24 protein-coding genes are annotated in these 24,955 nt (G+C 38.4%); 3 read left to right on the forward strand and 21 right to left on the reverse strand.

Annotated features, from left to right (window positions below; all coding sequences use genetic code 11):
* Positions 1-7 precede the first annotated feature (7 nt).
* From AC2YJL_RS16485 to AC2YJL_RS16540, 12 genes are all read right to left on the reverse strand, one after another.
* Positions 8-2,776, reverse strand: a complete 2,769-nt coding sequence (locus tag AC2YJL_RS16485) for a bifunctional diguanylate cyclase/phosphodiesterase (RefSeq protein WP_230932119.1) — start codon at positions 2,774-2,776, stop codon at positions 8-10.
* An 86-nt stretch (positions 2,777-2,862) separates the two neighbouring features.
* The gene (locus AC2YJL_RS16490; RefSeq protein ID WP_195694972.1) at positions 2,863-3,390 is read right to left on the reverse strand and encodes a GNAT family N-acetyltransferase; all 528 of its coding nucleotides are present in this window, start codon (positions 3,388-3,390) and stop codon (positions 2,863-2,865) included.
* Positions 3,391-3,499: 109 nt separating this feature from the next.
* Positions 3,500-4,051 carry a hypothetical protein gene (locus AC2YJL_RS16495; protein WP_013056190.1) on the reverse strand — a complete coding sequence of 184 codons (552 nt, stop codon included), beginning with the start codon at positions 4,049-4,051 and terminating at the stop codon, positions 3,500-3,502.
* Between the two features lie 341 nt (positions 4,052-4,392).
* On the reverse strand, positions 4,393-5,154 hold the full coding sequence (locus AC2YJL_RS16500; RefSeq protein WP_230932118.1) for a serine hydrolase: 762 nt from the start codon (positions 5,152-5,154) through the stop codon (positions 4,393-4,395).
* A gap of 14 nt (positions 5,155-5,168) precedes the next feature.
* Positions 5,169-6,176: an ABC transporter ATP-binding protein gene (locus AC2YJL_RS16505; RefSeq protein ID WP_102813280.1), complete on the reverse strand. Its 1,008-nt coding sequence runs from the start codon at positions 6,174-6,176 to the stop codon at positions 5,169-5,171.
* Between the two features lie 12 nt (positions 6,177-6,188).
* Positions 6,189-7,094, reverse strand: a complete 906-nt coding sequence (locus AC2YJL_RS16510) for a C40 family peptidase (RefSeq protein ID WP_230932175.1) — start codon at positions 7,092-7,094, stop codon at positions 6,189-6,191.
* 31 nt (positions 7,095-7,125) lie between these two features.
* Positions 7,126-8,070 carry a S66 peptidase family protein gene (locus AC2YJL_RS16515; RefSeq protein WP_369360876.1) on the reverse strand — a complete coding sequence of 315 codons (945 nt, stop codon included), beginning with the start codon at positions 8,068-8,070 and terminating at the stop codon, positions 7,126-7,128.
* Positions 8,071-8,158: 88 nt separating this feature from the next.
* Positions 8,159-9,802 (reverse strand): peptide ABC transporter substrate-binding protein, encoded by a 1,644-nt coding sequence (locus tag AC2YJL_RS16520; RefSeq protein ID WP_407819227.1) that lies wholly within the window; start codon positions 9,800-9,802, stop codon positions 8,159-8,161.
* Between the two features lie 23 nt (positions 9,803-9,825).
* A complete protein-coding gene (locus AC2YJL_RS16525; protein ID WP_153253500.1) occupies positions 9,826-10,824 on the reverse strand; it encodes an ABC transporter ATP-binding protein in 999 nt (332 codons plus the stop codon).
* 4 nt (positions 10,825-10,828) lie between these two features.
* Positions 10,829-11,767 carry an ABC transporter permease gene (locus AC2YJL_RS16530; RefSeq protein ID WP_013056183.1) on the reverse strand — a complete coding sequence of 313 codons (939 nt, stop codon included), beginning with the start codon at positions 11,765-11,767 and terminating at the stop codon, positions 10,829-10,831.
* A 1-nt stretch (position 11,768) separates the two neighbouring features.
* Complete coding sequence (locus AC2YJL_RS16535; RefSeq protein WP_013056182.1) at positions 11,769-12,698, reverse strand: ABC transporter permease; 930 nt, start codon at positions 12,696-12,698, stop codon at positions 11,769-11,771.
* Positions 12,699-12,712: 14 nt separating this feature from the next.
* Complete coding sequence (locus AC2YJL_RS16540) at positions 12,713-13,537, reverse strand: M55 family metallopeptidase (RefSeq protein ID WP_230932116.1); 825 nt, start codon at positions 13,535-13,537, stop codon at positions 12,713-12,715.
* Between the two features lie 252 nt (positions 13,538-13,789).
* On the opposite strand from AC2YJL_RS16540, the gene AC2YJL_RS16545 reads away from it, so the two are divergent.
* Complete coding sequence (locus AC2YJL_RS16545; RefSeq protein WP_050690748.1) at positions 13,790-15,085, forward strand: purine/pyrimidine permease; 1,296 nt, start codon at positions 13,790-13,792, stop codon at positions 15,083-15,085.
* A gap of 30 nt (positions 15,086-15,115) precedes the next feature.
* Here AC2YJL_RS16545 and AC2YJL_RS16550 read toward each other — a convergent pair whose 3' ends face one another.
* From AC2YJL_RS16550 to AC2YJL_RS16560, 3 genes are all read right to left on the reverse strand, one after another.
* Positions 15,116-19,321 carry a tetratricopeptide repeat protein gene (locus tag AC2YJL_RS16550; RefSeq protein WP_251567714.1) on the reverse strand — a complete coding sequence of 1,402 codons (4,206 nt, stop codon included), beginning with the start codon at positions 19,319-19,321 and terminating at the stop codon, positions 15,116-15,118.
* A gap of 167 nt (positions 19,322-19,488) precedes the next feature.
* Positions 19,489-20,730, reverse strand: a complete 1,242-nt coding sequence (gene bcbE / locus AC2YJL_RS16555) for a bacillibactin exporter BcbE (protein ID WP_230932113.1) — start codon at positions 20,728-20,730, stop codon at positions 19,489-19,491.
* A gap of 302 nt (positions 20,731-21,032) precedes the next feature.
* Positions 21,033-21,320, reverse strand: a complete 288-nt coding sequence (locus AC2YJL_RS16560; protein ID WP_013056176.1) for a hypothetical protein — start codon at positions 21,318-21,320, stop codon at positions 21,033-21,035.
* 276 nt (positions 21,321-21,596) lie between these two features.
* Between AC2YJL_RS16560 and cspD the strand changes: the two genes are divergently transcribed.
* A complete protein-coding gene (gene cspD / locus AC2YJL_RS16565) occupies positions 21,597-21,800 on the forward strand; it encodes a cold-shock protein CspD (protein WP_013056175.1) in 204 nt (67 codons plus the stop codon).
* 59 nt (positions 21,801-21,859) lie between these two features.
* Here the strand turns inward: cspD and AC2YJL_RS16570 are convergent, their stop codons facing one another.
* From AC2YJL_RS16570 to AC2YJL_RS16580, 3 genes are read right to left on the reverse strand one after another with little or no spacing between them, the layout of a single operon-like run.
* Positions 21,860-22,132 (reverse strand): DUF2564 family protein, encoded by a 273-nt coding sequence (locus AC2YJL_RS16570; protein WP_013056174.1) that lies wholly within the window; start codon positions 22,130-22,132, stop codon positions 21,860-21,862.
* A gap of 56 nt (positions 22,133-22,188) precedes the next feature.
* On the reverse strand, positions 22,189-22,371 hold the full coding sequence (locus AC2YJL_RS16575) for a zinc-finger domain-containing protein (RefSeq protein WP_013056173.1): 183 nt from the start codon (positions 22,369-22,371) through the stop codon (positions 22,189-22,191).
* A 29-nt stretch (positions 22,372-22,400) separates the two neighbouring features.
* A complete protein-coding gene (locus tag AC2YJL_RS16580) occupies positions 22,401-23,054 on the reverse strand; it encodes a ribonuclease H family protein (protein ID WP_016763503.1) in 654 nt (217 codons plus the stop codon).
* A 219-nt stretch (positions 23,055-23,273) separates the two neighbouring features.
* Between AC2YJL_RS16580 and AC2YJL_RS16585 the strand changes: the two genes are divergently transcribed.
* Entirely contained in the window at positions 23,274-23,672 is a 399-nt protein-coding gene (locus AC2YJL_RS16585) for a reverse transcriptase-like protein (protein ID WP_016763502.1), read from the forward strand.
* A gap of 6 nt (positions 23,673-23,678) precedes the next feature.
* On the opposite strand, the gene AC2YJL_RS16590 is transcribed toward AC2YJL_RS16585, so the two are convergent.
* The 3 genes from AC2YJL_RS16590 to AC2YJL_RS16600 all read right to left on the reverse strand — a co-directional run bounded on the left by AC2YJL_RS16590 (position 23,679) and on the right by AC2YJL_RS16600 (position 24,922).
* Positions 23,679-23,954, reverse strand: coding sequence for a DUF6123 family protein (locus AC2YJL_RS16590; protein ID WP_013082383.1), 276 nt, complete (start codon positions 23,952-23,954; stop codon positions 23,679-23,681).
* Positions 23,955-24,015: 61 nt separating this feature from the next.
* The gene (locus AC2YJL_RS16595) at positions 24,016-24,477 is read right to left on the reverse strand and encodes a divergent PAP2 family protein (RefSeq protein WP_013056169.1); all 462 of its coding nucleotides are present in this window, start codon (positions 24,475-24,477) and stop codon (positions 24,016-24,018) included.
* A gap of 130 nt (positions 24,478-24,607) precedes the next feature.
* The gene (locus tag AC2YJL_RS16600; protein WP_013056168.1) at positions 24,608-24,922 is read right to left on the reverse strand and encodes a hypothetical protein; all 315 of its coding nucleotides are present in this window, start codon (positions 24,920-24,922) and stop codon (positions 24,608-24,610) included.
* Between the last annotated feature and the right edge of the window lie 33 nt (positions 24,923-24,955).

The following is a 24,955-nucleotide window of genomic DNA, read 5'->3' on the forward strand; positions in this document are numbered from 1 at the left end:
TTTTACATTAATGAACAAATTCCATTTTTTCTTCGATTTTATGAAATTTCTCATAAAATTCCTCCGCTGAAATCGGTTTGGAGAAATAGTATCCCTGCACTTCATCACATTTTTCTTTATGAAGAAGTTCTACTTGTTCAACTTCTTCTACACCTTCTGCTACGACGGATAGCTGTAAACTTTTGGCTAGTGTAATAATGGCTCTGACAATCGACACTTCCGTTGTATTAGGATCTAAATCTTTAATAAAAGACCGATCAATTTTCAGCGTATGAATAGGCAACTTCTGAATATAGCTGAACGAGGAGTATCCTGAGCCAAAATCATCAATCGAAATAAATACTCCTGCATCTTTTAAGATTTGTAGCTTTTCGATTGTTTGCTCAACATGCTTCATCGTAACACTTTCTGTAATTTCAAGCTCTAAATATCGTGATTCTAACTCTACTTCACGCAAGACACCTAACACATAATCAACAAAATCAATTGTACCAAAATCCACGCTTGATATGTTCACACTCATTTTTAAGGGAGGAAGTCCTTGAAGCTGCCAATACTTATTTTGATGGCACGCTTTTTTTAATACCCATTTCGTCAGTGTAACAATAACGCCTGTTTCTTCAGCAATCGGAATAAATTCTGCGGGAGAAATGACGCCCATCTCGGCATGAGTCCACCGGATTAAAGCCTCCACTCCAACAATATGGCCACTTTGAATATTGACTTTCGGCTGATAGTGAAGCTCCATTTCGCCCAGCTCAAAAGCCTTGCGTAAACCATCTTCAATTCTCATTCGTCGCGTAGTATGAACCTGCATTTCTTTTTGATAAAACAGATAATGATTACGCCCTTGTTTTTTGACTTCGTACATCGCTAAATCCGCATGGCGAACTAGCACTTCAAGTAAATTTCCATCTTTAGGAAATAAACTAACTCCGATGCTTACCCCTAAATAAACATCTCTCGATAGCACTACAAAAGGAGTGGATAAGCAGTCATTTAATGATTGACAGATTTTTTTCACTTCTTCATCCGTCCTATCATGCAGTAAAACTAAAAACTCATCTCCTCCAAAACGCGAAAGCACATCTTGGTTTCTTAGGCAGCTCTTCATTCGATCGACAACCTGAAGCATAAGCTGATCTCCAGCATGATGACCAAGCGTGTCATTTACCTGTTTGAAACGATCTAGGTCTAAAAATAAGAAATGAAGCTTTTTTCCTGAAGCAGCTGCTGAATCAATAGATTTCTCTACAATGTTTGAAAACATACTGCGGTTTGGTAAATCTGTTAGCATATCGTGAAAAGCCATATATTGAAGCGATTCTTGAGCTTTTTTCTGTTCCGTTACATCTCTAGTTACTGTCTGAAAAAGCGTCTCTCCATTAATTTGAATGAGCGTAGATTTTACTTCTAAGAAGAGTTCCTTACCTAACGCATTAAACATTTTCAACTGAGCTAATGGAGATCTTGGCTCATCTTTTCTATCCTTTACTGCCTTCAATCCTTTTTTAATATCAGGAACTTGTTCAGATGAAAAGAAATCATATAACGATTTACCAACGAGCTGGTCTTCCGTTACTCCTAAAAGCTGAATCATAGCATCATTCACAGACACGACCTCTTCTTCTCGATGGACCATAATCGCCAATGGAGAGGAATAAAACAAGTTTTCATAGCGATTTTTTGCTTCAATCAACGTTTTTTCCGCTTCGCGCTCTTGCGTCATATTGCGGATATACAGCATATACTCAACCGCCTCTTCAATTCCTACCGCCATCACCGTTATCTCAACCGTAACTTCTCTATTACTTATCAAAAGGGAGTGCTCAGTTCGTCCATCTTGTAGAGAAGAAAATTTATAGAAGGGCAGCAGCTTAACAACATTACTCCCGATTATATCTGATGCTTTAAGAGAGAAAAGCGTTTCCGCTGCATAATTGAGCGATAAAACATGTCTTTTTTCATCGATCACCAAAATAGCATCCAGGGCGGATTCAAAAAAAGCCCATTTTAAAACTTCTTGTTTTTGTACGCGTCGATCCATAAAAATGGTTAAAAACACAGCCGTAAATAGGCAGACAATAAAAAAAACAATAACGACGGATAAATATATTGGATTTAAGGCAAAACCGTTTGAGTGTTCAGACATTGACATTCCTGAAAAAGAAGCTGCCTGCATGCCCGTATAGTGCATACCTGCAATAGCAATGCCCATAATAGTAGAACAAATAACCTTAGCAAAAACGGTAAGCTTCCCTTCATTTAGCTTTGAATAAAAACCAAGCCACAAAGCTGTATTAGAAGCAGCAACAGCAATAAGAATAGAGAGAAAAACGATAAATGGATCATATGAAATCATAATTGGCTCCATAGCCATCATGCCCAAATAGTGCATAAAAACAATTCCAGCTCCCATAAAGCTCCCTGCAATGGTCAGTGCCTTCATGCTTTTCTTTTGTTTGTGAATGAGGTAGAGGCCTATATAACATCCCGTTATCGCTCCCAAGATTGAGAGAAGAACAAACCATAAATTATATGAAACATCTACGGGCAAGTGAAAAGCAAGCATGGCGATAAAATGCATTGACCAAATGCCTATTCCCAATGTAAATGCCCCACTGATTAACCAAAACTGAATAAATTTTGCCCGGGAAATTTTCACACGATTAGCTAACCCAAAAGAAGCGTACGCCGCAGTAATAGCGATAAGGAAAGAGAGTGTAACGAGTAACTCATTGTACGTCCCTTCTAGTAAATGTGTATGATGATTCATTCATGACCTTCCTTCAATTCGTTCTTTTCTTTGTTATCGGTTAAGGCCTAAAAATATTTACTATTTCAAAAGAACTTATGCTTGATTTACTTCTTACCTTTTGAACGTCCTGACAACATTGCGCTCACTTTTTCCTTGTTGACGGTGTATAAACAAGTACAATCATCTGACTCATACGCCTCTTCTAGTTGAAACGAAAATGTTTTTAAAAGAGTAATTGAATCTTTATTATTAGGATCAACTTTTGCTTCAACTTCTTGTATATGAAACTCTTCAAAAGCTTTTTCTAGCAAAAGGCAGAGTGCTTCTGTCATGAGGCCTTTTTTCCAAAAAGGTCTGCCTAAATCATACCCTATCTCTGCTTGCTTTTTAACATAATCAATACGGTTTAGACCGCAGGTTCCAATGATCTCATCGGAAGTCTTTAATCGAATAGCATAGCGTGTTGCTTTCCCTTCTTTCGTCAAACTTTGGAGAAGTGCAATCATGCTTTCCGCCTGATAAAGAGTCGTAAAGGGCTCAATGTTCATATATCTAGTAACCTCTTCATCCGACCAATATTCAAAAACTTTAGAAGCATCTTTTTTCTGAAGAGGAGATAAATATACCCTCATCAATGTTCTCCCTCCTTTTGATGAATGATGGAGCAAGACATTTTCATCTGCTCCTTTTTCACCTCTTAAAAAATCTCACATGGTGCACGGAACATGTGAGATTTGACATTTAACTATTTTTTGATTGTGCATCGCGCAGCTGCGTATATAAACGATTAATTGCTACAGTCATTGACTGTTCATAGGAATGATGATCATAATAAACTGCTATATTTTTTAACATTTCATACGTTTGATGATCAAGCTGCACCTCAAGCGTAATTTTTTCGTCAATTGTTGCTGTTTGCAAATGATGAGGCAAGTCCTCTTTTGTAGATACTTGCTCTGCAATATGAATTGCTTCTTCTACTGTTTCAATTCGGCCGTACTGATGCACCCATCTTCTGCCCATTTCAATCGTATCTTTTACAAACTGACGATTGGTAATGGTATCTTTAATATTAAATTGATGATCTGCCACATATACAGATTGATACAAGATTACACTGATCACTTCGTCTTTTAAATTTAATTTTCTCAGCTCATCAATTAAATCCGCTATATATTTAGGTAATGGACTAAATGTCCCTCGCACTTCCTTAATTAAATCCATGGCAATGGATTCAGTTGAATTGCGTTTAAATGCTTTTATAATATCTATCATTACATGTTCGTTTGCCATACATACACCACCATTTATGAATCGAATAATTTCATGCTCCTTGCTGCTTTGCATAGACATTCACTATTCGTTTAAAATATATACTATTATTCTATTATATAAAAAATATGAATAAGTTGGTATAGGATGAATGATTTATCATTATTTTTTCATAAGATTTTATGAAAAAGAACATGTTTATCTATTACTAGCATAAATCCAGCACAGCAAATAACGGTCTCGCTAAAATCTGAGAAGACAAGCATTTATTATTAGTAAATGTTAGTTTTTCTTTAATAGAAGACATTAAATAAAAGAGACCAAACCAATCCCGCTTATTGAAGTATATGGTCAAAAGATTTTTAGATGTTAGATGACAGAAGGTATCCAATATCAGCAATCAATCTCCTTCCCTGTTCATTGTCACTTAGTCCATCTATCAAAACAACGGCATAATACGTTTCGTTACCTCGCATGAGAATAGCACTATCATGTTCTGCTCCCTGTAGTTCTCCAGTCTTATTCGCAGCTTGAAACGCTGACCCTATACGTGCTGGAAGCTTATGCTGAAACTGCTGTATTTTTAACATTCTCATTATTTTTTCGCGACTAGATTTTTGCAAAAGGTTTCCTTCATATATTTCCCTTAGACACTTTACTACGTCAGAGGCACACGTATAATTATCAATCCCTTTTTCAACAGCGATTTCGTCCATCATATAGCGGTTTAAAACGGTTTTCTTTAATCCTAGATTTTTAGCACATTCGTTAATTTTTTCAAATCCTACTAAAGAAATGAGCTCATTTGTAGCTATGTTGTCAGAAACAACTATCATAAGGGTAAGCAGCTCTTCCACTCTAATATATGTTAACCGCGGAAGAGCTCTAAGTACGCCTGCTCCGCCAACCGTGTTTTTTTCCGTTCTTTGAATGACAGATGTTAAAGCCAAGATGCCCGCATCAATTTGACGAAACGCTTCTATTGCAAGCAGCAGCTTGATTGTACTTGCTGCTCGTTGTTGGATAAAAGAATTAATCTGTATGGATTCTTTTCCTTCAATATGAATACGTATAAGTCCATTATTACTCCGCTTCCATGTAGTAACTGCATCTTCGATTTTCATTCTCGCTCTTTCCATCATTTTGTCGCAGCTGTTTCCATATAGTTGTTACTCATTATCTTTTGATTGTATAAGTGACAGGCTACAAAGTGATTGTCTTCAACTTCCTGCCACTCTGGCTTTTGAGTCTTACAGGCTGCTACTGCAAGAGGACAGCGCGTATTAAACACGCAGCCAGAGGGCGGATTAATTGGACTCGGTAATTCTCCTTTAAGAACAATCCGCTTCCGATTATCCTCAACGTCAGGATCAGGGATAGGAATAGCTGACAGTAGAGCTTGAGTGTAAGGGTGAAGCGGTTTTTGATACAGCTCCGAACTTGTTGTTAATTCTACTAAATGCCCTAAATACATAACTCCAATACGATTGCTTATATGCTTTACCATCGACAAGTCATGTGCAATAAATAAATAAGTTAACCCTTTTTCTTTTTGGAGTTTTTTTAATAAATTAACTACTTGAGCCTGTACAGACACATCTAAAGCAGAAATAGGCTCGTCTGCAATAATGCATTCTGGATTTAGTGCTAAAGCTCTCGCAATCCCTATACGCTGGCGCTGTCCGCCGCTGAATTCATGTGGATAGCGATTGGCATGATCACGGTTTAGCCCGACATCTTCTAGCAGCTCATACACGCGGTTCAGCATCTCTTTTTTATTCGAATAAAGTCCGTGAACCTCCATTGGTTCTGAGATAATCTCCTTCACGGTAGAACGAGGGTTTAGTGAAGCATATGGATCTTGAAAAATCATTTGCATATTACGATGAAAAGCAAATTTTTCTTTCTCTGATAGCTCATGCACGTTTTTCCCTTTATAAAGCACCTCTCCTGATGTACGGTTATACAACCCAATGATTGTTCGTCCGGCAGTTGATTTTCCGCAGCCGGATTCACCAACAAGTCCAAAGGTTTCTCCTTTTGAAATATGAAAAGACACGCCGTCTACTGCTTTCAAAACCTGCTTATTCGTAATCGAAAAATATTTGCTCAGCTGCTTTACTTCTAACAAATGCTTCGTTGTCATAACTGCCACCTCCTAATAATAGCGCCGGGCTGCGCACAGCTCTTCTTCATAAAGCGTTCCTTTTAATTCGATCAGTTCAACGGTTTTACCTGTTTTAGGTGAATGAAGCATTTTTCCTTTACCATAATAAATACCAACATGGTGGATAGATCCTTCACCTTTTTCATGAGCGAAAAACAGCAAATCTCCAGGTTGAATAGAGGCTAATCCTACTTCTTTTCCTTGCCTTGCTTGATCGGTTGCATCTCTTGGAATAAGATATCCGTTTGCTTTATGAGTAGCATAGGCAAACCCGGAACAATCATATCCCCAGGCACTCATGCCCCCCCATAAATATGGAAGATTCAAAAACTGTTCTCCCGCTGCAATAATCATATCCCCAGTTCCTTTTACTTTACGGTTTCTATCCTCTATTACAACAGCATCTTGACGTTTTATTCTCCCACTGCCAATCGGCGTTTGAACTTCTAGCCATTCTTTATCTTCTTTTAAAAGAGGCAGCTGCGTTTGATAACTAATTTGCAAGGCTTCTTCCGCTAGGTGCAGGGTCGCAATCGTTGCTGATACCACTGCCGTTGGTTTATTCAATGGAAAATATTCAGCTTGAGAAATCAGTTGGTGGAAAGGAACCCACCCGGGATATCCTCTTTCATCTTTAGAAGAAAACTGAGAAGGAATAACGATTTTTGCCCATTTACCTTTTATTTCCGTTACATATACTTCTTCTCCTAGTAACAGCTGCGTTTGAACTAAATTTTTCTCACAAAGCTCCAACCGGCGTGTATACGTTAATTGTTCTAGCCATTTATCCAGTTTTACTGGGAAACTTGTTGCATTGTCATCTATTTCTCTGCTAGATTCATAAGAAGTCCAAACAGTCGCTACGGCCACACAAACGTAATACGCTTTTTTATCCATCACTTATTTATCCTCCCTCCAGGTTTAACCTTCAGCGTTCGACTTTATCTTTTGGTAATGTAATACCGGATTCAAATTCCACCATTCGTTCATAAGTCGACATTGTAGCATAGCTTCCAATCGCCACAGCTGTTTGAGGAGAGCAATGCCCGATGCGAAACCCTTTCATAACAGGCTTTTTTAAAGAAGTCAGGTAACTTGTTAATGCCATTTCTAATGAAAGCGACTCCGTACGTTTTTTAGGATAGCAGTTATGAAAATCCCCGATAATAATTCCCGCTGCATCCTGCAGTTTATTGGCCATATACAGCTGTGTCATCATGCGGTCAATTTCATACGGCTCTTCATCAATATCCTCAATAAATAAAATTCGATTTTTTGTATCTAGTTCAAATGGTGTGCCAAGCGTGCTTACCAGTAAAGTAAGATTTCCTCCTATCAGCTGACCAGTTGCTTCTCCTTCACAAATAGTGTCGAGCGAACTAATTTGATCCGTATAGCAAAAAGAACGGTGAGAAAATAATTGATAAAAAGCTTGCTTCGTCTCTATATGAACATCTTCTTTTCCGATATCCGACGAAAGCATTGGCCCATGAAAGGTAACCAAACCTGTGCGCTGATGAATAGCCGTATGTAAAAATGTAATATCGCTATATCCCCAAAAAATCTTTGGGTTTCGCTTAATTAAATCGTAGTTTAATTGCGAGGCAAGCCTAGCAGTCCCGTACCCGCCGCATGCACAGATAATTGCCTTTACTGCCTTATTGGCAAACATCGCATGTATATCTGCTGCTCGCTGTTCATCAGTCCCTGCCAAGTACCCGTTTTTTTTATATAAATGCGCACCCGTTACGACGTTTAATCCTATTTCCTTTAAATATTCTATTCCTTGTTTTAGATTATGCTGATTAGGCGGACTAGCCGGTGCAATAACAGCTACTGTATCACCTTTTTTTAATCGTTTTGGTTTGATCATTTGTTACACTCCTTTTCTGTAAAGAAATGAAGAAAGTGAAACTTGGGTCAGAAGGGAATTGAAATCCCCTCTGACGAAAAGTTCCACTTTACTGTTTATCTGCCCACTTCAAATCTAAATAGCCAACAGGATGACGAACAATTCCAGATACGTTATCTTTTATTAAAAACACATAGTTGTAGAAATGGATAGGAATGATCGGCACCTCATCAAATAAAATACCTTCTGCTTTATACATAAGCTCAAAACGTTTTTTATTATCCGTTTCGTTCATAGCTTGTTTAATTAACTCATCATATTCTTTATTGCTCCAAGCTGTACGGTTCATTGAATGACCCGTCTGGAAGCTCTCTAAAAAGTTAATTGGATCTGCATAATCAGCTAAAAATGAACTTCGTGACAGCTGAAACTTTAACGCTTTTTGTTCTTCTTGGAAAACATTCCATTCCATATTGGCAAGCTTCACATCTACGCCTAGATTTTCTTTGAACATTTGCTGCAGTGCTTCTGCTATTTTTTTATGCGTATCGTCTGTACTATATGTTAGCGTAATAGCTGGCAGCTTTTTATATCCTTCTTCTTTCATTCCTTTTTTCAGAAGTGCTTTTGCTTCTTTGTCATCTGTTTTTAATAAGTCGCCGCCCGTTTTACGGAAATCTTTTCTATCTGCATCTTTAAATCCGTAAGATACGAACCCGCGAGCTGGTTTTTCTTTATTCTTTGTAACAAAATTAACAATTTGATCTTGATCTACAGCCATTGCAAATGCTTTACGGATATTTTTGTTTTGAAAGGGCTCTTTATCTAAGTTAAAGCGGTAGAAGTAAGTTCCCGCTTGGTCTTCGATATGAACATCTCCATCTTTCAACAGCTTTTCACTTAAATCCGATGGAATTTCAGAAACATCTAGTTCTCCATTTTGATACATTTGATATTCTGTGTTTGTATTTTCAACAATTGCCCATTTTACCTTGTCGAGCTTTACATTTTCAGCATCCCAGTACTGATCGTTTCTTTCCATGACTAGATTACTGTTATGCTTCCATTGAGTTAATTTGAAGGGACCATTAGCAACAAACGAATCTGCTTCTGCAAACCATTTCGGATTTTTTGTTGCTACTTTTTCATTAATTGGGAAGAACGCTGGATTGGAAACTACGCTTAAGAAATAGGCTTGAGGACTTTTAAGCGTAACTTCAAAGGTTTTGTCATCTAGCGCTTTTACCCCTACTTGATCAGCACTGCCTTTACCCGTATTAAATTCTTCTCCACCTTGGATGAAGTAACCTAAAAATGCCGCTGGTGAACCAGTCTTAGGGTCTAACAGCCTCTTCCAAGCAAATACAAAATCACTTGCTTTCACGTCATCTCCATTTGACCATTTAGCATTTTTTCGTAAATGAAACGTATAGACCTTTTTGTCCTCAGAGATATCCCATTTCTCGGCCATTGCTCCTTCAGGCTCATCGCTTTTTCCTAAACGAGTCAGCCCTTCCATTAAGTTATTAAGCATATTCCATGAATATGAATCAAATCCAATAGGTGGATCAAAAGACGTAGGTTCTGCGCCATTATTCATATAAAGGACCTTACCCTCATCTTTTGCTGTACTGCTCTTCTTTTCTGGCTCCGCGCCGGAATCTTTTGTGGCCGTACAGGCAGCAAGTGCAAATATAAGTACACACATCATTAGTAAAGACCCTATTTTTTTCATCATTTCCCCCTCTTTCATAAGTTCTCTATTCATCTATAAATCTAGCTTATAGTTGTTACAAATTTTTGGGCTCTCTCATCTTGAAGCCAGCAGTGCACTTGGTGACTCTCTTTCAGCTTTGTCGATACAGGATACATGCGATCACACACTTCCATTACGTAAGGACAGCGAGGTGCGAACGAACATCCGGATGGAGGTGCAAATAAATCGGGAGGTGATCCTGCAATAGGCACAAGCTCACTTTCATATAAATCTAACCGAGGAACTGAACGCAGCAATCCTTTTGTATACGGATGCTGCGGCGTATAAAAGATGTCTCTTCTTGTTCCAATTTCTACAATTTTCCCTGCATACATTACGGCAACACGGTCAGCTACCTGAGCAACTACTCCTAAATCATGGGTAATTAAAACAATGGAGACATCCGTTTTCTGCTGAATATCCTTAAACAATTCTAAAATCTGCGCTTGTATCGTGACGTCAAGGGCTGTGGTAGGTTCATCAGCAATTAGCACTTCGGGATTGCACACAAGAGCCATTGCAATGACAATACGCTGTCTCATTCCCCCGCTAAATTCATGAGGATATTGCTTTAGGCGTTCTTTAGGATTTGGAATTCCGACTAGCTCCAGCATTTCAAATGCTTTTTGTTTGGCTTTTTCTTTCGAGATGTTTTCATGTTGCATAATATTTTCTGAAATTTGCTCACCTACGCGAAGAGTTGGATTAAGCGCAGTCATAGGATCCTGAAAAATCATCGAAATATCAGCGCCTCGAATGTCTCGCATTTTCTTTTCTGATAGTTTCGTTAAATCCTGGCCTTTAAATAAAATAGATCCGCTTGTGATCCTGCCCGGAGGTGTCGGAATTAACCTCATAATACTTTGAGATGTTACGCTTTTTCCGCACCCTGACTCTCCGACAATCGCTAGTGTTTCTCCTTTATGTAAATCAAAACTAACGCCTCTTACAGCTTGAACTCGCCCTCCGTAAGTTGAAAACTGTACGTGTAAGTTTTTGATTTGGATCATTTTTTCCATTTGCTTACCTCCTTAATTTCGGATCAAGTGCATCTTGCAGTCCGTCTCCAAGGACATTAAAAGCAAACATAGTAAGAGAAATAAAAAAAGCGGGAAAAAATAAACGCCACCAATAGCCTGATAGAATCGTTGATAAACCATCGTTTGCCATTACTCCCCAGCTGGCATAAGGAGCCTGTACACCCAGCCCTAAAAAACTTAAAAAAGCTTCAGCAAAAATGGCAGTTGGCACGGTTAGTGTCATTTGAACGATAATTGGCCCCATCGTATTTGGAAGCAGGTTTCGCTTAATGATACGACTAGTTTTTGTTCCAAACGTTTTGGATGCAAGCACGTATTCATAGTTTTTTATTTGCAATACTTGCCCCCGTACAATTCTCGCCATCCCGATCCAACCTGTAACGGAAAGTGCCACAATAATCGTAGAAAGCCCGGGGCCCATGACTACCATTAGTAAAATCACGACTAATAAATAAGGAAGACCATATAAAATTTCAATTACGCGCATCATGACATTATCTGTTTTTCCGCCTTTATAGCCTGAGAATCCCCCGTAAATGACACCGATGATAAAATCAATAAGCGCTGCCATCAGCCCTACAAATAAAGAAATTCTAGCCCCGTACCATGTTCGAGTGTACATATCTCTTCCTAAGTCATCCGTTCCAAACCAATGACTAGCCGAAGGAGGAAGGTTTTGCTCTGTAAAAGAAGCTTTCGTTACACTGTAGGGTGAAAACATAGGGCCGAATATAGCCATCACAACGAGAATGACTAAAAAAAAGAGGCCCAGCATGGCTAACTTGTTTTTTACAAGCCTGCGCCAAGCATCATGCCAATAAGAAAGACTCGGCCTTACAACTGCTTCAGCTTCAGACTTCTTTTTTTTCTTTGGCACAAACCACTCATCAGGAATTTGCTTATACTCCTGTTTTTCCAGCACATTATCCCTCCTTCTTATACAGTTTGATTCGTGGATCAAGTATTCCGTAAGCAATGTCTACCAAAAAAAGCATAATGATGAGAATCGAACTGTAAAAGACCGTCGTGCCCATAATTACCGGGTAGTCTCTCGTATTAATACTGTCCACAAAATATTTTCCCATGCCAGGAATAGCAAAGATTTGTTCAATAACAAATGTGCCGGTTAATACGCTGGCTGCAATCGTTCCAAGGACTGTTATAACGGGCATTAAAGCATTTCTAAGCGCATGCTTAAATACAATTTTTACTGGCGAAAGCCCTTTTGCACGCGCTGTTCGAATATAATCTTGCGTTAGTACTTCTATCATGCTTGAGCGAGTCAAACGTGCAATAATAGCCATAGGACCTGTGGCAAGAGCTAGAGTCGGAAGAATCATATGTAAAGGGCTCGTCCACGTAGCAGCAGGTAAAATTTTCAAATTAACAGAAAGCTGTTGAATTAACAACGTGGCCATAACAAAATTTGGAACCGACAATCCGATAACTGCTATGCTCATCGCCATGTAATCAATTATTCCATTCCTTCTAAGAGCAGCGATAATGCCTAGTGTAATACCTGAAATCACCGCAAGAATTAACGTCACCATTCCAAGTTCAAATGACACGGGAAACCCTCTTCCTAAAAGGTCGTTAACCGTTTGAGACGGCTGTTTAATGGAAGGACCAAAGTCAAAAGTAACAATGGATTTTAAATAAAGAATATATTGCACAGCTAGCGGCTCATCTAAGTGATAAAATGATTCCAGGTTTTTTTGAACTGCATCGCTTGTCGCTCGTTCTTCATTAAATGGAGATCCAGGAATCGAGTGCATTAAAAAGAAGGTTAAGGTCACAATTACCCACAGCGTAACGAGCATGGATAAAAATCGTTTCAAAATATAACTTTTCACCTTTATCCCACCTTCTAACAGAATGTTGTGCGCGTAGCTAATTCAGTCATCACAAGCATGGCCTGATAAGCTTCTAAAATATCTTTTGCTTGAAACCGAACGGTCGTCGTTCCAGGCTCAATTTCTGTTCCCGGCATTAAATGTGCCCACTCTGCTTGACCGTAATTTGCAAATTCTATTCGTAAGGTTGGATGTTTAGGTGGAATTAAAGGTTTAACAAGGTGTTTGTTTTGAATAGCTGCGGCTGTTTTTTCTTGAAGTAATTGTTCTGCTTTCTTAGGGGTTAATGTTTTGGCTGCAGAACGTGAAATGGCCTGTTTGACGATAGCAGTCGTCACGTTTGGAATAAGCTGCTGTGCTTCCAGCGCCGTTTGGTCATCACCGGCTACCATTAAAACTGGCACGCCGTAATAGCCTGCGACGTATGCGTTGAAGCCTAACTCTCCAATATTCGTATCGTCTATGTACATATTGCGAGCACCAAATATCATCGAATGAGACATGACACCAGGCATGGATGCTTTAGCATGATACCCTAGAAACATAGCACCATCAAAAGTCTGATCTAATCCCTGTACCATTGAATATGGTTTTACGCTCCCTGAAATAAGCTGAGTTTCTGGATGAAGCCGTTCAACAAGGAGATTATTCATACTCGAATGGCTGTCATTTGCCACAACTTCTGAGCACTTTTCTCTAAATCCTGCATAAATTACTGCATTTGCTTCATCCGTCATTATTTTGCGGCTTCTTTCATAATTTTCTTTCTGTCGCAGAACATTTGTGTGATCGACGAGTCCCGTAATTCCTTCCATATCAATCGACAGGTATAGTTTCATTTGTCTTATTCCTCCTCCTTTCTTGACTGTTAGTCAGTTCATTATAAATTATTCTTATGTTTATAATTTATAATTGTAAGAAAATTATAAATTATCTTTCTTCTTTTTACAACAATATATTGAATTTTTTGACACTTTACTCATCTTCCTTTTAACAAGATATCGCTTACAAATTGGAAATCCCATGGTAAAATAATAGAGCAGCCTGTTGGTTCATTCAGCCGCTCGTCGGCATTAATTGAGGTGTTAAGAATGTTTCGAGTTTCCATTGCTTCACTACAATGGTTTTTATTTATGATTTCTAATAGTATGATTGTTCCTATTGTAATTGCTTCTCAGTTTCATTTAAACGCAGCGGATTCTATTCAATTTTTACAGCGAACGTTATTTATTTTAGCTTTATCCGGGCTCTTACAGGTATTTATAGGGCATAAATACCCAATCATGGAAGGGCCAGCTGGCGTTTGGTGGGGCGTCTTTTCTCTGTATGCGAGTCTTGGAACCGTTCTGTTTGGTTCTCACTCTGAAACGCTCCGCGTGCTGCAGTTTACCCTCCTTATAAGCGGGATAATTGCTATTTTAATGAGCCTGCTTGGTCTCATTGATAAACTAGCAAAATACTTTACCCCGACAGTTACCGGTACATATTTAATTTTATTAGTGACGCAGCTCAGCGGTTCCTTTTTAAAAGGAATGTTTGGCATTACAGAAACGAATTCAGCTATTAAACTTCCAATTGCGCTGGCTTCAGCTGCGATTTTGCTGCTGACTTTTTATTTATTATCGCACCGGACGTTAAATAAGCTCAGCATTATTATTAGTATTGGTGTAGGCTGGGGAGTATTTGCAATGCTAGGGTTAGCTAAACCTATCGAGTTTCAGGCGCAGTTATTTTACATACCTAAAGTGTTCGTATTTGGGGCTCCTCGCGTTGAATGGAATATGGTTGTTACTGCTTTTTTTGTGACGCTCATTTTAATTACAAACATGCTCGCTTCTATTCGTGTTGTTGAGTCTGTTTATAAACAAAAAGGAGAAAAAATTGAAAAAGACAATATTAAGCGTTCCGGGATGGTTTCGGGTATAAGTCAGCTGCTTGGAGGATTGTTTTCAGGTGTCGGTGCCGTTCCTATTTCAGGTTCCGGTGGATTTATTTCAGCTACAAATCTTTATAGCCGAGTTCCTTTTATTGTAGCATCGTGTCTTTTGCTTTTTCTGAGTATCTTTACTCCTTTAACGTCCATTATGTCCGCTCTTCCTCCTGCCGTCGGATACGCGGCAATCTTTCCTGTTTTTACAGGTATGATGGCTCTTGGAATTGGAGAATTCAAGCATGCCAAACAGCCCGAAAAAGCAATGAAAAAAGCCGGTATTGCGTTGCTGTCGGGGATAGGGGTTATGTTTTTGCCTTCTCAAGCTTTTTCAACACTGCCTCCTTTAGTTACTACGTTTTTAAGCAACGGATTAGTTCTTGGTACCATTATCATTCTTGCACTGGAAATTTCCGAATCCATTTCTTTGAACAGACAAGGTGCAAAAGAGGGATAAAAAAAGAAGCTGAAACCCAGCTTCTTTTTTTTACCTTCTTACCGTTAATCCTTTCAGTTCATCGTCTTCCATAGCCATTTCATAAAATTCTCCCGTTTCATCGTGCGCTAAAACATAATCCAACTCTTCCTGAGCAGAAGCAGTTTTTCCAAGAACAGCTAGATAGCATGCCAAGTTATAGCGAATAAAAAGATCTTCGTCTCCACTTTCTACTCTGGTTATCATAAGCGAAGCTGCTGCTTCCGTTTCACCTTCTAAATGATACGCGATACCTAAATCGGCATACATCCCTTCATACTCTTGACGCTGTTCAATTGCTTTTTGAAGAAGCTGAACAGTTTCATGATAACGTTCCGTTTTATTATACAGTTTTGCTAGTCCTGCATATATGTCAGGCTGATAAATCTCCTGCTGAAGTAATTCTTGAAAAGCTGCCTCCGATTTTTCTACCTCTTCAAGGCTACTCAAAATAAATGCTCGGTATATCTGCAAATCTATATGATATGGCTGCTGTTCAAGAAGTTTTTGAACTAAGTTTAGCGCTTCATGTGCAGCCTGTTCATTTTCATGGATGTTAACGAGTATATTGGCTAAATGATAGGCAACATCAAAATCCCAGCTTTGATGCAGCGATTTTTTCAGCACGGTGATGCTATCTTCAATTAATCCTTTCTCCTCGTAAAAAGCCGCAAATGCATGCACAGCCTCTTTATTATTCCGATCCGTTTTTATAGCAAGTTCATACAGTTCAATCGTTAAGCCAAGCAGCGTAACCGTTTTTGCTTTTGCTTTGAACTTTGCTAAGCTTCGTTTGAAAATAGATCCTTTCTGCTCTTCTACGATCGAATCGGCATACTCATTTAAAGCCTCGGCTGCGTTTTTAAATAACAAGCTTTTGCTTTGTTTTTCCATTTTTATCTTTTTTAAATCTGCCGTAAGCCCGGACAGTTTTTTTCCATTTGGAAAGCTAGACATGAACGTTTGAAATAGAGCGTAATCTTCCGGATCCTCACTTAGTAACTCTGTAAGAATTTTTCTAGCTTCTTCATATCTCTTCTCCATGATGAGCCATTTTGCCTGATGATGGCGAATAGCAGGATTCTGTGGATCTAGTTCAAGCGCCTTCTCTAAATACGTTTCAGCCTGTGAAATGTCTCCTTTTAGGCGATACACATGAGCCTGGCTGTCAGCCAGCCATTGGGGAAGCACAATTTCCTCTACGCTTTTTAATACCTCTAACAGCTCTTCATACTCTTTCTCTGTTTCACAAAGTGAAGCTGCGTGCTCAACTTTTATTTCCATAGGATTCAGCTGTATCCATTGAAGGAGCCAATTCCTTTCAGCCGTTCGATTTTGTTCTTCACAAGCCGTTTCGGCAAGCTTCATACAAGCGGCTTCAAATGTTTTATCAAGAGTTAAGCATTTTTGGAAGGCCTCTTTTGCTTCAGTGATGCGATTCATTGATTGATATATTTCACCTAACCGATAATATGGCAAAGCATCTTGCTTGATACGAAGCGCTTGTTGATAAAGTTTCTCACTTTTTGTTAGCTGCTTGGCTTGTTCGTATAATATGCCTAAGTAGCACATGTACAAAATCTCATCGGGGTGCTCTTGATGTTCTGCGGTTAAAAACTTAATTCCACGAGTCAGTAAAGCCGTGTCTTCTAAATAACTCGTATATGCTTCTAACACTTCATCTAGTGCTGTTTGAGCAAAATGAATTCCTTCTTCATAAAGAGCAAATCCAAACTCTATCGTTTGGTCGTCTAGATTCTTCTCTTTTGCTGCATCCAAAAGCATGCTGCCTGCATCCAACAGGACATCGCTGTTCGATGAAAACTTCTGCGCAATAAGCGTGAGCGTATCAACGGCCGTTAAATGTTCACCTGTTTCTAGATACGCATAAGATAAGCCCAAATACATAAGGGCATCTTCTTCTATTTTTAAGCCTTCTTTATACAGAGCAATAGCTTCTTCGTACCTTTGATTCGCGACGTATAAATCGCCTAGTCTTCCTCGAATTGTCATGTCGCTTGGGAGATGCTTCATGCCTTCTTTGAGATAGCTTTCAGCTTCGTCTGTTTTTTCTAGTTGATATTGTAGCAAATCAGCTATCGAAAGATATGGATAAGGAACAGTCGGCAAAAGCTGTTTAGCTACTTGAAATCCCCGGTAAGCTTTACGAAACTTTTTTAAATGTTCATCACAACGGGCTCTTTCAAACCAGCTGTGCGCATCTTTTGGGTTTTCTTTTAATAACGCGTCGAAAAGATTTCTGGCTTCTGCATATCTTTCTTTCTCCATTAAAATAAGTCCGTGATTGATTTGTGTATAAGATTCATCGCCATACATATTTAAGGAAATAGTCGAGCATTCAAAAGCCTTTTCGAGGTTTCCTTTGTACATATATGCAAGTGCTAAATAGCTCCAGTTCAAATGCTGCTCTACGTCTAATTGCAGGGAGCTGCGCAGTGCTTCAACAGCCTCATCATACTTCTCTTCATCCAGCGCAATTCTTCCTTTAAGATAGTGATAAAAAGAGCTATGCTTTTTGTTATCTATGTGGTGTAACAAGGAAGATGCTCCCTTACTGTCGTCAAGTTTAAAAAAGGCATATGCAGCGTGAAGCTTAAGATAATCATGATTGCTATATTTCTCTAACACATGGTTAATACACGTACGAATGTAGGCTTCATGCTCTTTTCTATACAAATGCTTCATACTGTAAATAGCGGCAAATGGAACATGCTCATTTGCTTTTAGTAAAGAAACGAGATCATTAATGTGTGCCTCTTCATCCGCTTCAACTAGTTCGATTAAGTCATACAGCTGACGAATAAACACATCTTGCTCTTTAGAAAGTGAAGCAAGATCCGCTGCCGCTTTAGAAGCAACAATTGATAAAAACCCCGAATTAGCGTAATGCTGATCAAAATTTTTATATTCTACATACGTTGGACTTAGAAAATTGGCATCTTGTACATGAAAAAGTTCAAGTTCATCATCATAGCCAAATACAACTTGAACGTGGGAAGCTTGTTCAAATTCCAGACTGACCAAAATAGGCAGCCCTTTGTCTAATAGTTCTTTAAACTGTTCAACTGTGCCGGTAAAAAACATCGCTGCAAAGCCAAGAGATTCAAAGTAGCTCACCGCAGTTGATAATTTGGAGCCTAACCCTCCGTAAATATGCGTTCCAATCTCATCCTGTGTTTTTTCGGTATGTAAAAGCCTTAACATCATACTCATACTAGCTGGCACGCAATAATTATCTTTTTGAACAATTGGTACAATAGGAAGATTGATTGTACTGCATTTATCGTCTGTATTCTTTCCAATTAATTTTTGATAAGGTGAATCTTTTAAGCATCGCTTGGTCGAGAGCAGATGCGTAAGCTGAGATTGCTGCTGCTGTTCAAAATAAATGTCCGCGCGCAGCAGCGTAAAAAAATCTTGATAATCATGATAGGGTAACTTTGAATCGATAAATTCAATCGTTTCAAGCAAAAGAGAATACTCTTTTAAATCTTTTAACCGCATCACTTTATCCATATATAAAGACGGAAGCTGTGGATAGCGGACAATAGCCTCGTTAATTGTTTCAAGCGATTGTTTATGCTTCCCTTCATACGCATATAGATCTGCGAGCATTGCATAGCAAAAATCTCCATTCTCCTTATATGCTGTTCCTTCTTTTAGGCAGGCTTCAGCTTTCATTCTGTCGTTGAGCTGCAAATAAAAATAGCCCCATCGGTCAGCCATACCCTTTTGATTATGTGACGTTACTTGTTTCATCCACTTAGAAGCTTCATCCACTTGTTTCATTTCTAAAAGAATTCTTACCTTTAAAAAATAGATTTTCTCAAGCTGTTCCTCTTTAACTGATTCCGTATCCAGCTGAGAAATTAATAAAGAAAGTCTATCATCAGCGTCGAGTATCTTGCCTTCTCGTAGGAGATCATCACAATAAAGAGTCACCATTCGAATCGAGCCAAATCGACGATAGCCATATGTCGTTAACATTCGACTTAAACGATTTAATAAAGCTTCATCACAAAAGCGGATAAGCTCGTACAGCTCTTCTTCCGTTTGTAAGTTTGTTAACCATTCTTTCATAATCCCCGCGAGGCTCTTTGGTTGAAGGCTTTGTACTTCTTCTGTTATATACGCTACAAGATCAAATATTTGATAATGATCCACCATGCTTTTTAATTTCTGATAATTTATACTCAATTCAAAACCACCTTATTCAATAAAATAAGAACTATTGCATCTGCTGTCTATAAATTGAAGTATAAGAAATTTCAAGGATTTTTTCTAGACACAATATAAATTTAAGCATATTGACGGGTCTTTAAATAGCGAAGAGCTGTCTTTTATCATAAGACAGCTCCATAAAATCACACTTCAGCTTTCTTCAGTTTTACGCCGCCTTCAGGTTTTGGTTTGATAGCTTTTAAAACTAAAATGGCACCTACTGCACTAACCCCTAGAGACGTTTGGAACACAGCCATGTCCGACCACTTCATAAGCAATGTATAAAGAGGAGGTCCAGCTGCTACTCCGACAAAGCGCATCGAACTGTAAAGAGACGTAATGGTTCCTCTCTCTTCCTTTTCAATTCCTTCTGTAATAAGCGCATCAAGACTGGGAAGAGCTGCTCCAATTCCAATTCCACCAAGCACTAAAGTGAGTAAAATACTAAAAAGAGACGTATTAAAAAATAAAATGATGAAAGAACATGTTAACAATAAAAAGCCAAAAAAAGCAGACCACTTCATAACGATTTTATTGTTGCCAACTTTTTTCCCCGCCACAAAAGAAGAAATAGATAAAGCGAGCAAGGGAATAGCCATTACTAAACCTTTTCTCGTATTCACAATATGATAACGCTCCTCTAGTATGGTCGATAGATAAAATAAAACCCCGAATAATACAAGCATAATAATGGCGCCTAAAATAAAAATAGCCATAAGCCATCCCATATTTTCTTTGAGCGTCTTCTTCAAATCCTTTAAAAACTGCGTAATACTTTTCTTTTTTTGTTCAGATTCAGAAGAACTATCATGTTTCGGAACTTTTACTAAAAAGATAACTAAAAGAATCGAAATAAGGCAAAGAATAGGAATGAACCAAAAAGGAAGAAACCAAATCATAGCCGCTAAAAAAGCTCCCAGTATTGGGCTTAGTACTTTCCCAAACGTATTAGCTGTTTCAATTAAACCTAGTCCTTTTGTAATTTCTTGCTCGTCTTTGAACATATCTCCTACACAAGGCATCACAACAGGCATAGCTCCTGCTGAACCTATTCCTTGAATCGCGCGGCCAATTAAAATAACCCAGAATGGATTGGCCATTTGCCATGAAGCCCAGCCTGTTAAAGCCCCTCCTACTGCAGCAAGCAGCAAACTAGGAATAATAATTTTCTTGCGGCCAAATCGATCTGATAAATAACCAGCAATCGGGATTAAAAAAATAGCGAAAATTGAGTAGACCGTGATAATCATGGATACCTGCAGCGAGCTTATCTGTAGACGTTTTTCAATCACCGGCAGCACCGGAATTAACATTGAATTTCCGAGGGTCATGATAAGTGGCACAGAAGCAAGAGCAAGTAAATCCAATTTTTTTCTACTTTCCATAGCGTCCTCCAAACCTTACTTCTAATTAACGTCACAATCACACGTTTTTCAATTTAAGCTTTATAAAACCTCTCGCGTTCATTGATTTTAAAGCTTAACTATCTCATTACATAAGATGATGTATATCTATATTTTTTAGCTAAAAAGGTGATTGCTATTCATGGTTTCACTGTTCTTCTTCAATTTATTGAACTTTGTTATTTATCCCTGTTAATACTTGTAAAATCACATATTTTTAATCCTATATATGAAGAAGCGTACGAGTATCTACGTACGCTTCTTCATATATAGGTGTCATCTTGTTACACTACTTCACCTCGATGACCATCTCCATCATACATAAACTGTTTATCAATGATATGTTCGATATATATGGTTGTCAAATCACTTTTTTTCACTTGAGCTACAATTAATCCTAACGGATCGCCAATGGTGAAGCTTGTTCCATTTTGAAACATTAGCAGCTGCTCATTTAAATGCAATACGCGCTTATAAATTTGCTCTTTCTCTAGGTTGCTGCGGCTCTTTGCTGCTTCGAGCGTTGAAAATAACAAAATGATTTCTTTTCCATTTACTTGTGTACGATACATACACGATCCACTCCTTATCACCGCGTTAAAAGTATGCTGACTATACTTTTATTATAAACTAAATTTTCAGTTATTTTTCATCTCATAAGAAATTTTTTTATTTAACGTTTACTACGTTCACGTTAAATAAAAAATTAATTTTCAGAAAAGTTAAATTTTAATATTGAAATTTTATTTCTTCTTATTATATAATATAAACAATCATTTACCTCTATTGGAAATGATAATTCCAGTTTCAGCAGCATGAGGCTGCACAGTACTAGGGGGATTCAAGTTATGCAAAATGGTAAAGTAAAATGGTTCAACAATGAAAAAGGCTATGGCTTTATTGAAGTTGAAGGCGGCAGCGACGTATTTGTACATTTTTCTGCCATCCAAAGCGAAGGTTATAAATCCTTAGAAGAAGGACAAGAGGTATCTTTTGAAATTGTAGAAGGCAATAGAGGTCCGCAAGCCGCTAATGTCACTAAGCTATCATAAATAGATCTTTTTATTTTATAGTAAAAGAGACTCTTTTCCGAGTCTCTTTTTTGTTATACCTAGCGTTTGGCCTCAGTAAGCTGCTGTTCACATGTTTGAATAGACTGCATGCACTGCTGAAGAAATTGCTCGTCTACTCCTGTGCCATGAGCTTTGGCAGATTGAAGCTGTGCTTTTGCATCATTAAGCGCATTCGTTGCCTCCTCAAGCTGCTGAGGACTCATACTCATCGTAGCTGTCCCAATCATCTTTTGAGCAGATTGAATAGACACTTCTACTTGCTTTAAATCATTATATCCTGTTGTTACTTCTTCATTTGAAAACTTATCCATTGAAAGAACACCTCCATATGGATAGAATGAAGCTGCTGCCGGCAAATTATACACGCTTACTTTTTAGTCAGCAAATCTCCATACTGCTTAATTTTTTCTCCTACGGTACACTCTTTAATACAAAACGTCTGAGCGTATGTTTTGCCCTTTTCTTTATTAAACGTTTTTTTTACAAAACAATCACTACAGTAGTAATCCAATAACTCCGTTACTTCTTCTAATAATTGTTTACGTTCCACTCTCGTTCATCTCCATTTCGTTCTGTGTGTTACACTTGCTTCCTGCTAGCAATTGGTATCCCTTGAAGAGCTTGAGTAGCAAGCTGGTCGGCCTCTTCATTTTCCTTCCTTGAAATAGGCTCATATACAGGGCGGATACCAAGTTCCTGCATTTTATCTTCTATTCGATCTAAGTACCGATTAAACTCTTCTTCGAAACAGGGCCACTCCCCAGCCAGCTGATTTAATACAACCTGAGAGTCACCTCTAAACGTTACCGGTATATGATGAACACCAAGTTCCTCAAGCTCTTGTATTAAATAATAAAAAGCAGCATACTCTGCCTCATTATTTGATTCAATCTCTTGCAGCCTTGAGTTGCGTCGTATTCGGTAAGAGTTGTTGTTCTGTTTAAAATAAATCACAACCCCAAGCCCCGCTAAGAGCGTATCATGCTCATAGCCTCCGTCAAAATATGCCACAATATCGTGAGGCTCTGTCTGTACTTCCTGTAAGAGCTTTTTCGCTTCCTTTACAGTCCATTTTTGCTGCTGCTCATCAAGTAGAAAAATTTCCTTCGTTCGACCTGTTTTTTCTAAATCACCCACAATCATTAGCGCCTCATTCGCATCTGTGAAATCGGATGTGAAAATTAACTGTTTATGTTTCGAGGATTTATAATGCCATTCAATTTGGAAATTCATAACGAGCATTCCTTTCATCAGCAATTTTGAATTCAACACTTTTTCTGCTTTTTTGTATTTTATCTTCTATTATGTCTTTTCATGACAGTTTTCTTACCTAATAAGCGGATTTTAGCGTTTATCCGTGCTAATATAAAATAGCTGAAGTACTTATGATACAATACTATTGATGAAAAAACATGGTTTAAGCTTATATTGTTTTAACAAGGAGGCTGTATGATGATTGAAGTTTATATAGACGGAGCCACTGCTGGCAACCCTGGTCCTTCTGGAGCTGGTATTTTAATTAAAGGAAACGGTGAACATCATCGTTACGCTATTGCTCTTGGGACAATGACGAATCATGAAGCAGAGTACCATGCACTTCTTCATGCATTAAAAATTTGTTTAGAAAAAAAGTATACGAGCGTATCCTTTCGAACGGACTCTCAGCTAGTAGACCGCGCAATGAACCAGGAATACGTTAAAAATAAAGCGTTTGCTCCTTTACTGGAAGAAGCCCTCAAACTGTCCAGTCAATTTGAGTTATTTTTTATAAAGTGGATCCCTAGCTCTCAAAATGCAGGTGCTGATCAGCTGGCCAGACAAGCCATTAATCAAAAAGAAGCAGGAATGTAATCCTGCTTAAATCATACCTGATGACTTTAAATATTGAATGGCTTGTTTTTGATTGCTAATACGATTTGATGTCAAATTCTCGAGGAGCGATACAAAAAAACTGCCGTCAAATTCTTTTTGTACTTTTAGTGTCCATTCAATTGTAAATATGACCATCTCGTCAGCTGCACGCGTATACTGCTGACCAAATGAAATAAATCCACGTGCATCTTCTGCTAAATGAAAGCCTTTTTCTTCAAGATAAAGAAGATACTCTTCAACGGTTTGAGCTGTTTTTGTCACTTTTTCGTCCCATCCTTTTGCAAAGGTTCTTCTTTATCTTAGCTTACTTTTGGCTGTTTGACTATGATTTCCCTTCTAAAAAATAGCCAATTGCTCCAAGTGCTACTCCTAAAATGGCTCCGCCAATCACTTCTTCGGGCTGATGCCCAAGCATTTCTTTCAAGCGCTGTTCCGTCAAATCGTGAAAGCCTCCGTCTGGAAGACCCGCAAGCTTTTCAATTTCTTCATCTAACGTATTCACTTTAATAGTAATTTCGCCAGTCTGCCTTCGAATTCCTTGTGCATCGTACATCACAATAATTCCAAAAACAGATGCTAACGCAAAGTCAATCGTAGAAACACCTCTTTTTAATGCTACATAGGTAGCCAAAGAAGATACGCCTGCTGAATGAGAGCTTGGCATTCCACCCGACGCAGCAATCATCCGCATATCCCACTTTCCTGTTTGATACTTTTTAATTGGGATTTTTAACGCTTGGGCTAAACCGATTGATGAAAGAGCAATGACAATTCCTTTATTCATATTGCTTCACCTCATCTATAGTTTGCGATGGATTGACATCTCGTACCCAAGCAAATATTGCCCAACAAAAAACGCCGGGCTAATCTGCTGACAGAGCAGACTAATCCCGGCGCTTTTGGAAACAGTTCTGTTATTTTTTACGCTTTTTTTGTGCAGCATTATTCATTTTGGCAGATTCAACTTCAGCATAAGAGCCGAATTCTTGTCCATATTGATTATTTGCACTTTTATTAGCTTCTAACTTCTTGTTAACAGAATTGTTTTGATTTTGTTGCACGTTGAACTCAGAAGCAAACTCCCCAGCATAAGTGTCATTTGCACTTTTTGCACGCTTTGCTTTTTGAGCCTGATTTGCTTTAAACTCAGAAGAGAACTCTTGGTTATAATTATGCTTTGCATTGTTATTCGCTTGCGCATTTTTATTACCTAATTTTTGACGACCCATCGCTATCTCCTCCTATTTGTACCTCGTTGGTAC

The organism is Priestia sp. SRI_019 (genome assembly GCF_057586255.1).

Coding starts and splice junctions, on each gene's coding strand:
- AC2YJL_RS16485 (WP_230932119.1), bottom strand. CDS start 2,776: ATGAATCATCATACACATTTACTAGAAGGGACGTACAATGAGTTACTC.
- AC2YJL_RS16490 (WP_195694972.1), bottom strand. CDS start 3,390: ATGAGGGTATATTTATCTCCTCTTCAGAAAAAAGATGCTTCTAAAGTT.
- AC2YJL_RS16495 (WP_013056190.1), bottom strand. CDS start 4,051: ATGGCAAACGAACATGTAATGATAGATATTATAAAAGCATTTAAACGC.
- AC2YJL_RS16500 (WP_230932118.1), bottom strand. CDS start 5,154: ATGAAAATCGAAGATGCAGTTACTACATGGAAGCGGAGTAATAATGGA.
- AC2YJL_RS16505 (WP_102813280.1), bottom strand. CDS start 6,176: ATGACAACGAAGCATTTGTTAGAAGTAAAGCAGCTGAGCAAATATTTT.
- AC2YJL_RS16510 (WP_230932175.1), bottom strand. CDS start 7,094: ATGGATAAAAAAGCGTATTACGTTTGTGTGGCCGTAGCGACTGTTTGG.
- AC2YJL_RS16515 (WP_369360876.1), bottom strand. CDS start 8,070: ATGATCAAACCAAAACGATTAAAAAAAGGTGATACAGTAGCTGTTATT.
- AC2YJL_RS16520 (WP_407819227.1), bottom strand. CDS start 9,802: ATGAAAGAGGGGGAAATGATGAAAAAAATAGGGTCTTTACTAATGATG.
- AC2YJL_RS16525 (WP_153253500.1), bottom strand. CDS start 10,824: ATGGAAAAAATGATCCAAATCAAAAACTTACACGTACAGTTTTCAACT.
- AC2YJL_RS16540 (WP_230932116.1), bottom strand. CDS start 13,537: ATGAAACTATACCTGTCGATTGATATGGAAGGAATTACGGGACTCGTC.
- AC2YJL_RS16545 (WP_050690748.1), top strand. CDS start 13,790: ATGTTTCGAGTTTCCATTGCTTCACTACAATGGTTTTTATTTATGATT.
- bcbE (WP_230932113.1), bottom strand. CDS start 20,730: ATGGAAAGTAGAAAAAAATTGGATTTACTTGCTCTTGCTTCTGTGCCA.
- AC2YJL_RS16560 (WP_013056176.1), bottom strand. CDS start 21,320: ATGTATCGTACACAAGTAAATGGAAAAGAAATCATTTTGTTATTTTCA.
- cspD (WP_013056175.1), top strand. CDS start 21,597: ATGCAAAATGGTAAAGTAAAATGGTTCAACAATGAAAAAGGCTATGGC.
- AC2YJL_RS16570 (WP_013056174.1), bottom strand. CDS start 22,132: ATGGATAAGTTTTCAAATGAAGAAGTAACAACAGGATATAATGATTTA.
- AC2YJL_RS16580 (WP_016763503.1), bottom strand. CDS start 23,054: ATGAATTTCCAAATTGAATGGCATTATAAATCCTCGAAACATAAACAG.
- AC2YJL_RS16585 (WP_016763502.1), top strand. CDS start 23,274: ATGATTGAAGTTTATATAGACGGAGCCACTGCTGGCAACCCTGGTCCT.
- AC2YJL_RS16595 (WP_013056169.1), bottom strand. CDS start 24,477: ATGAATAAAGGAATTGTCATTGCTCTTTCATCAATCGGTTTAGCCCAA.
- AC2YJL_RS16600 (WP_013056168.1), bottom strand. CDS start 24,922: ATGGGTCGTCAAAAATTAGGTAATAAAAATGCGCAAGCGAATAACAAT.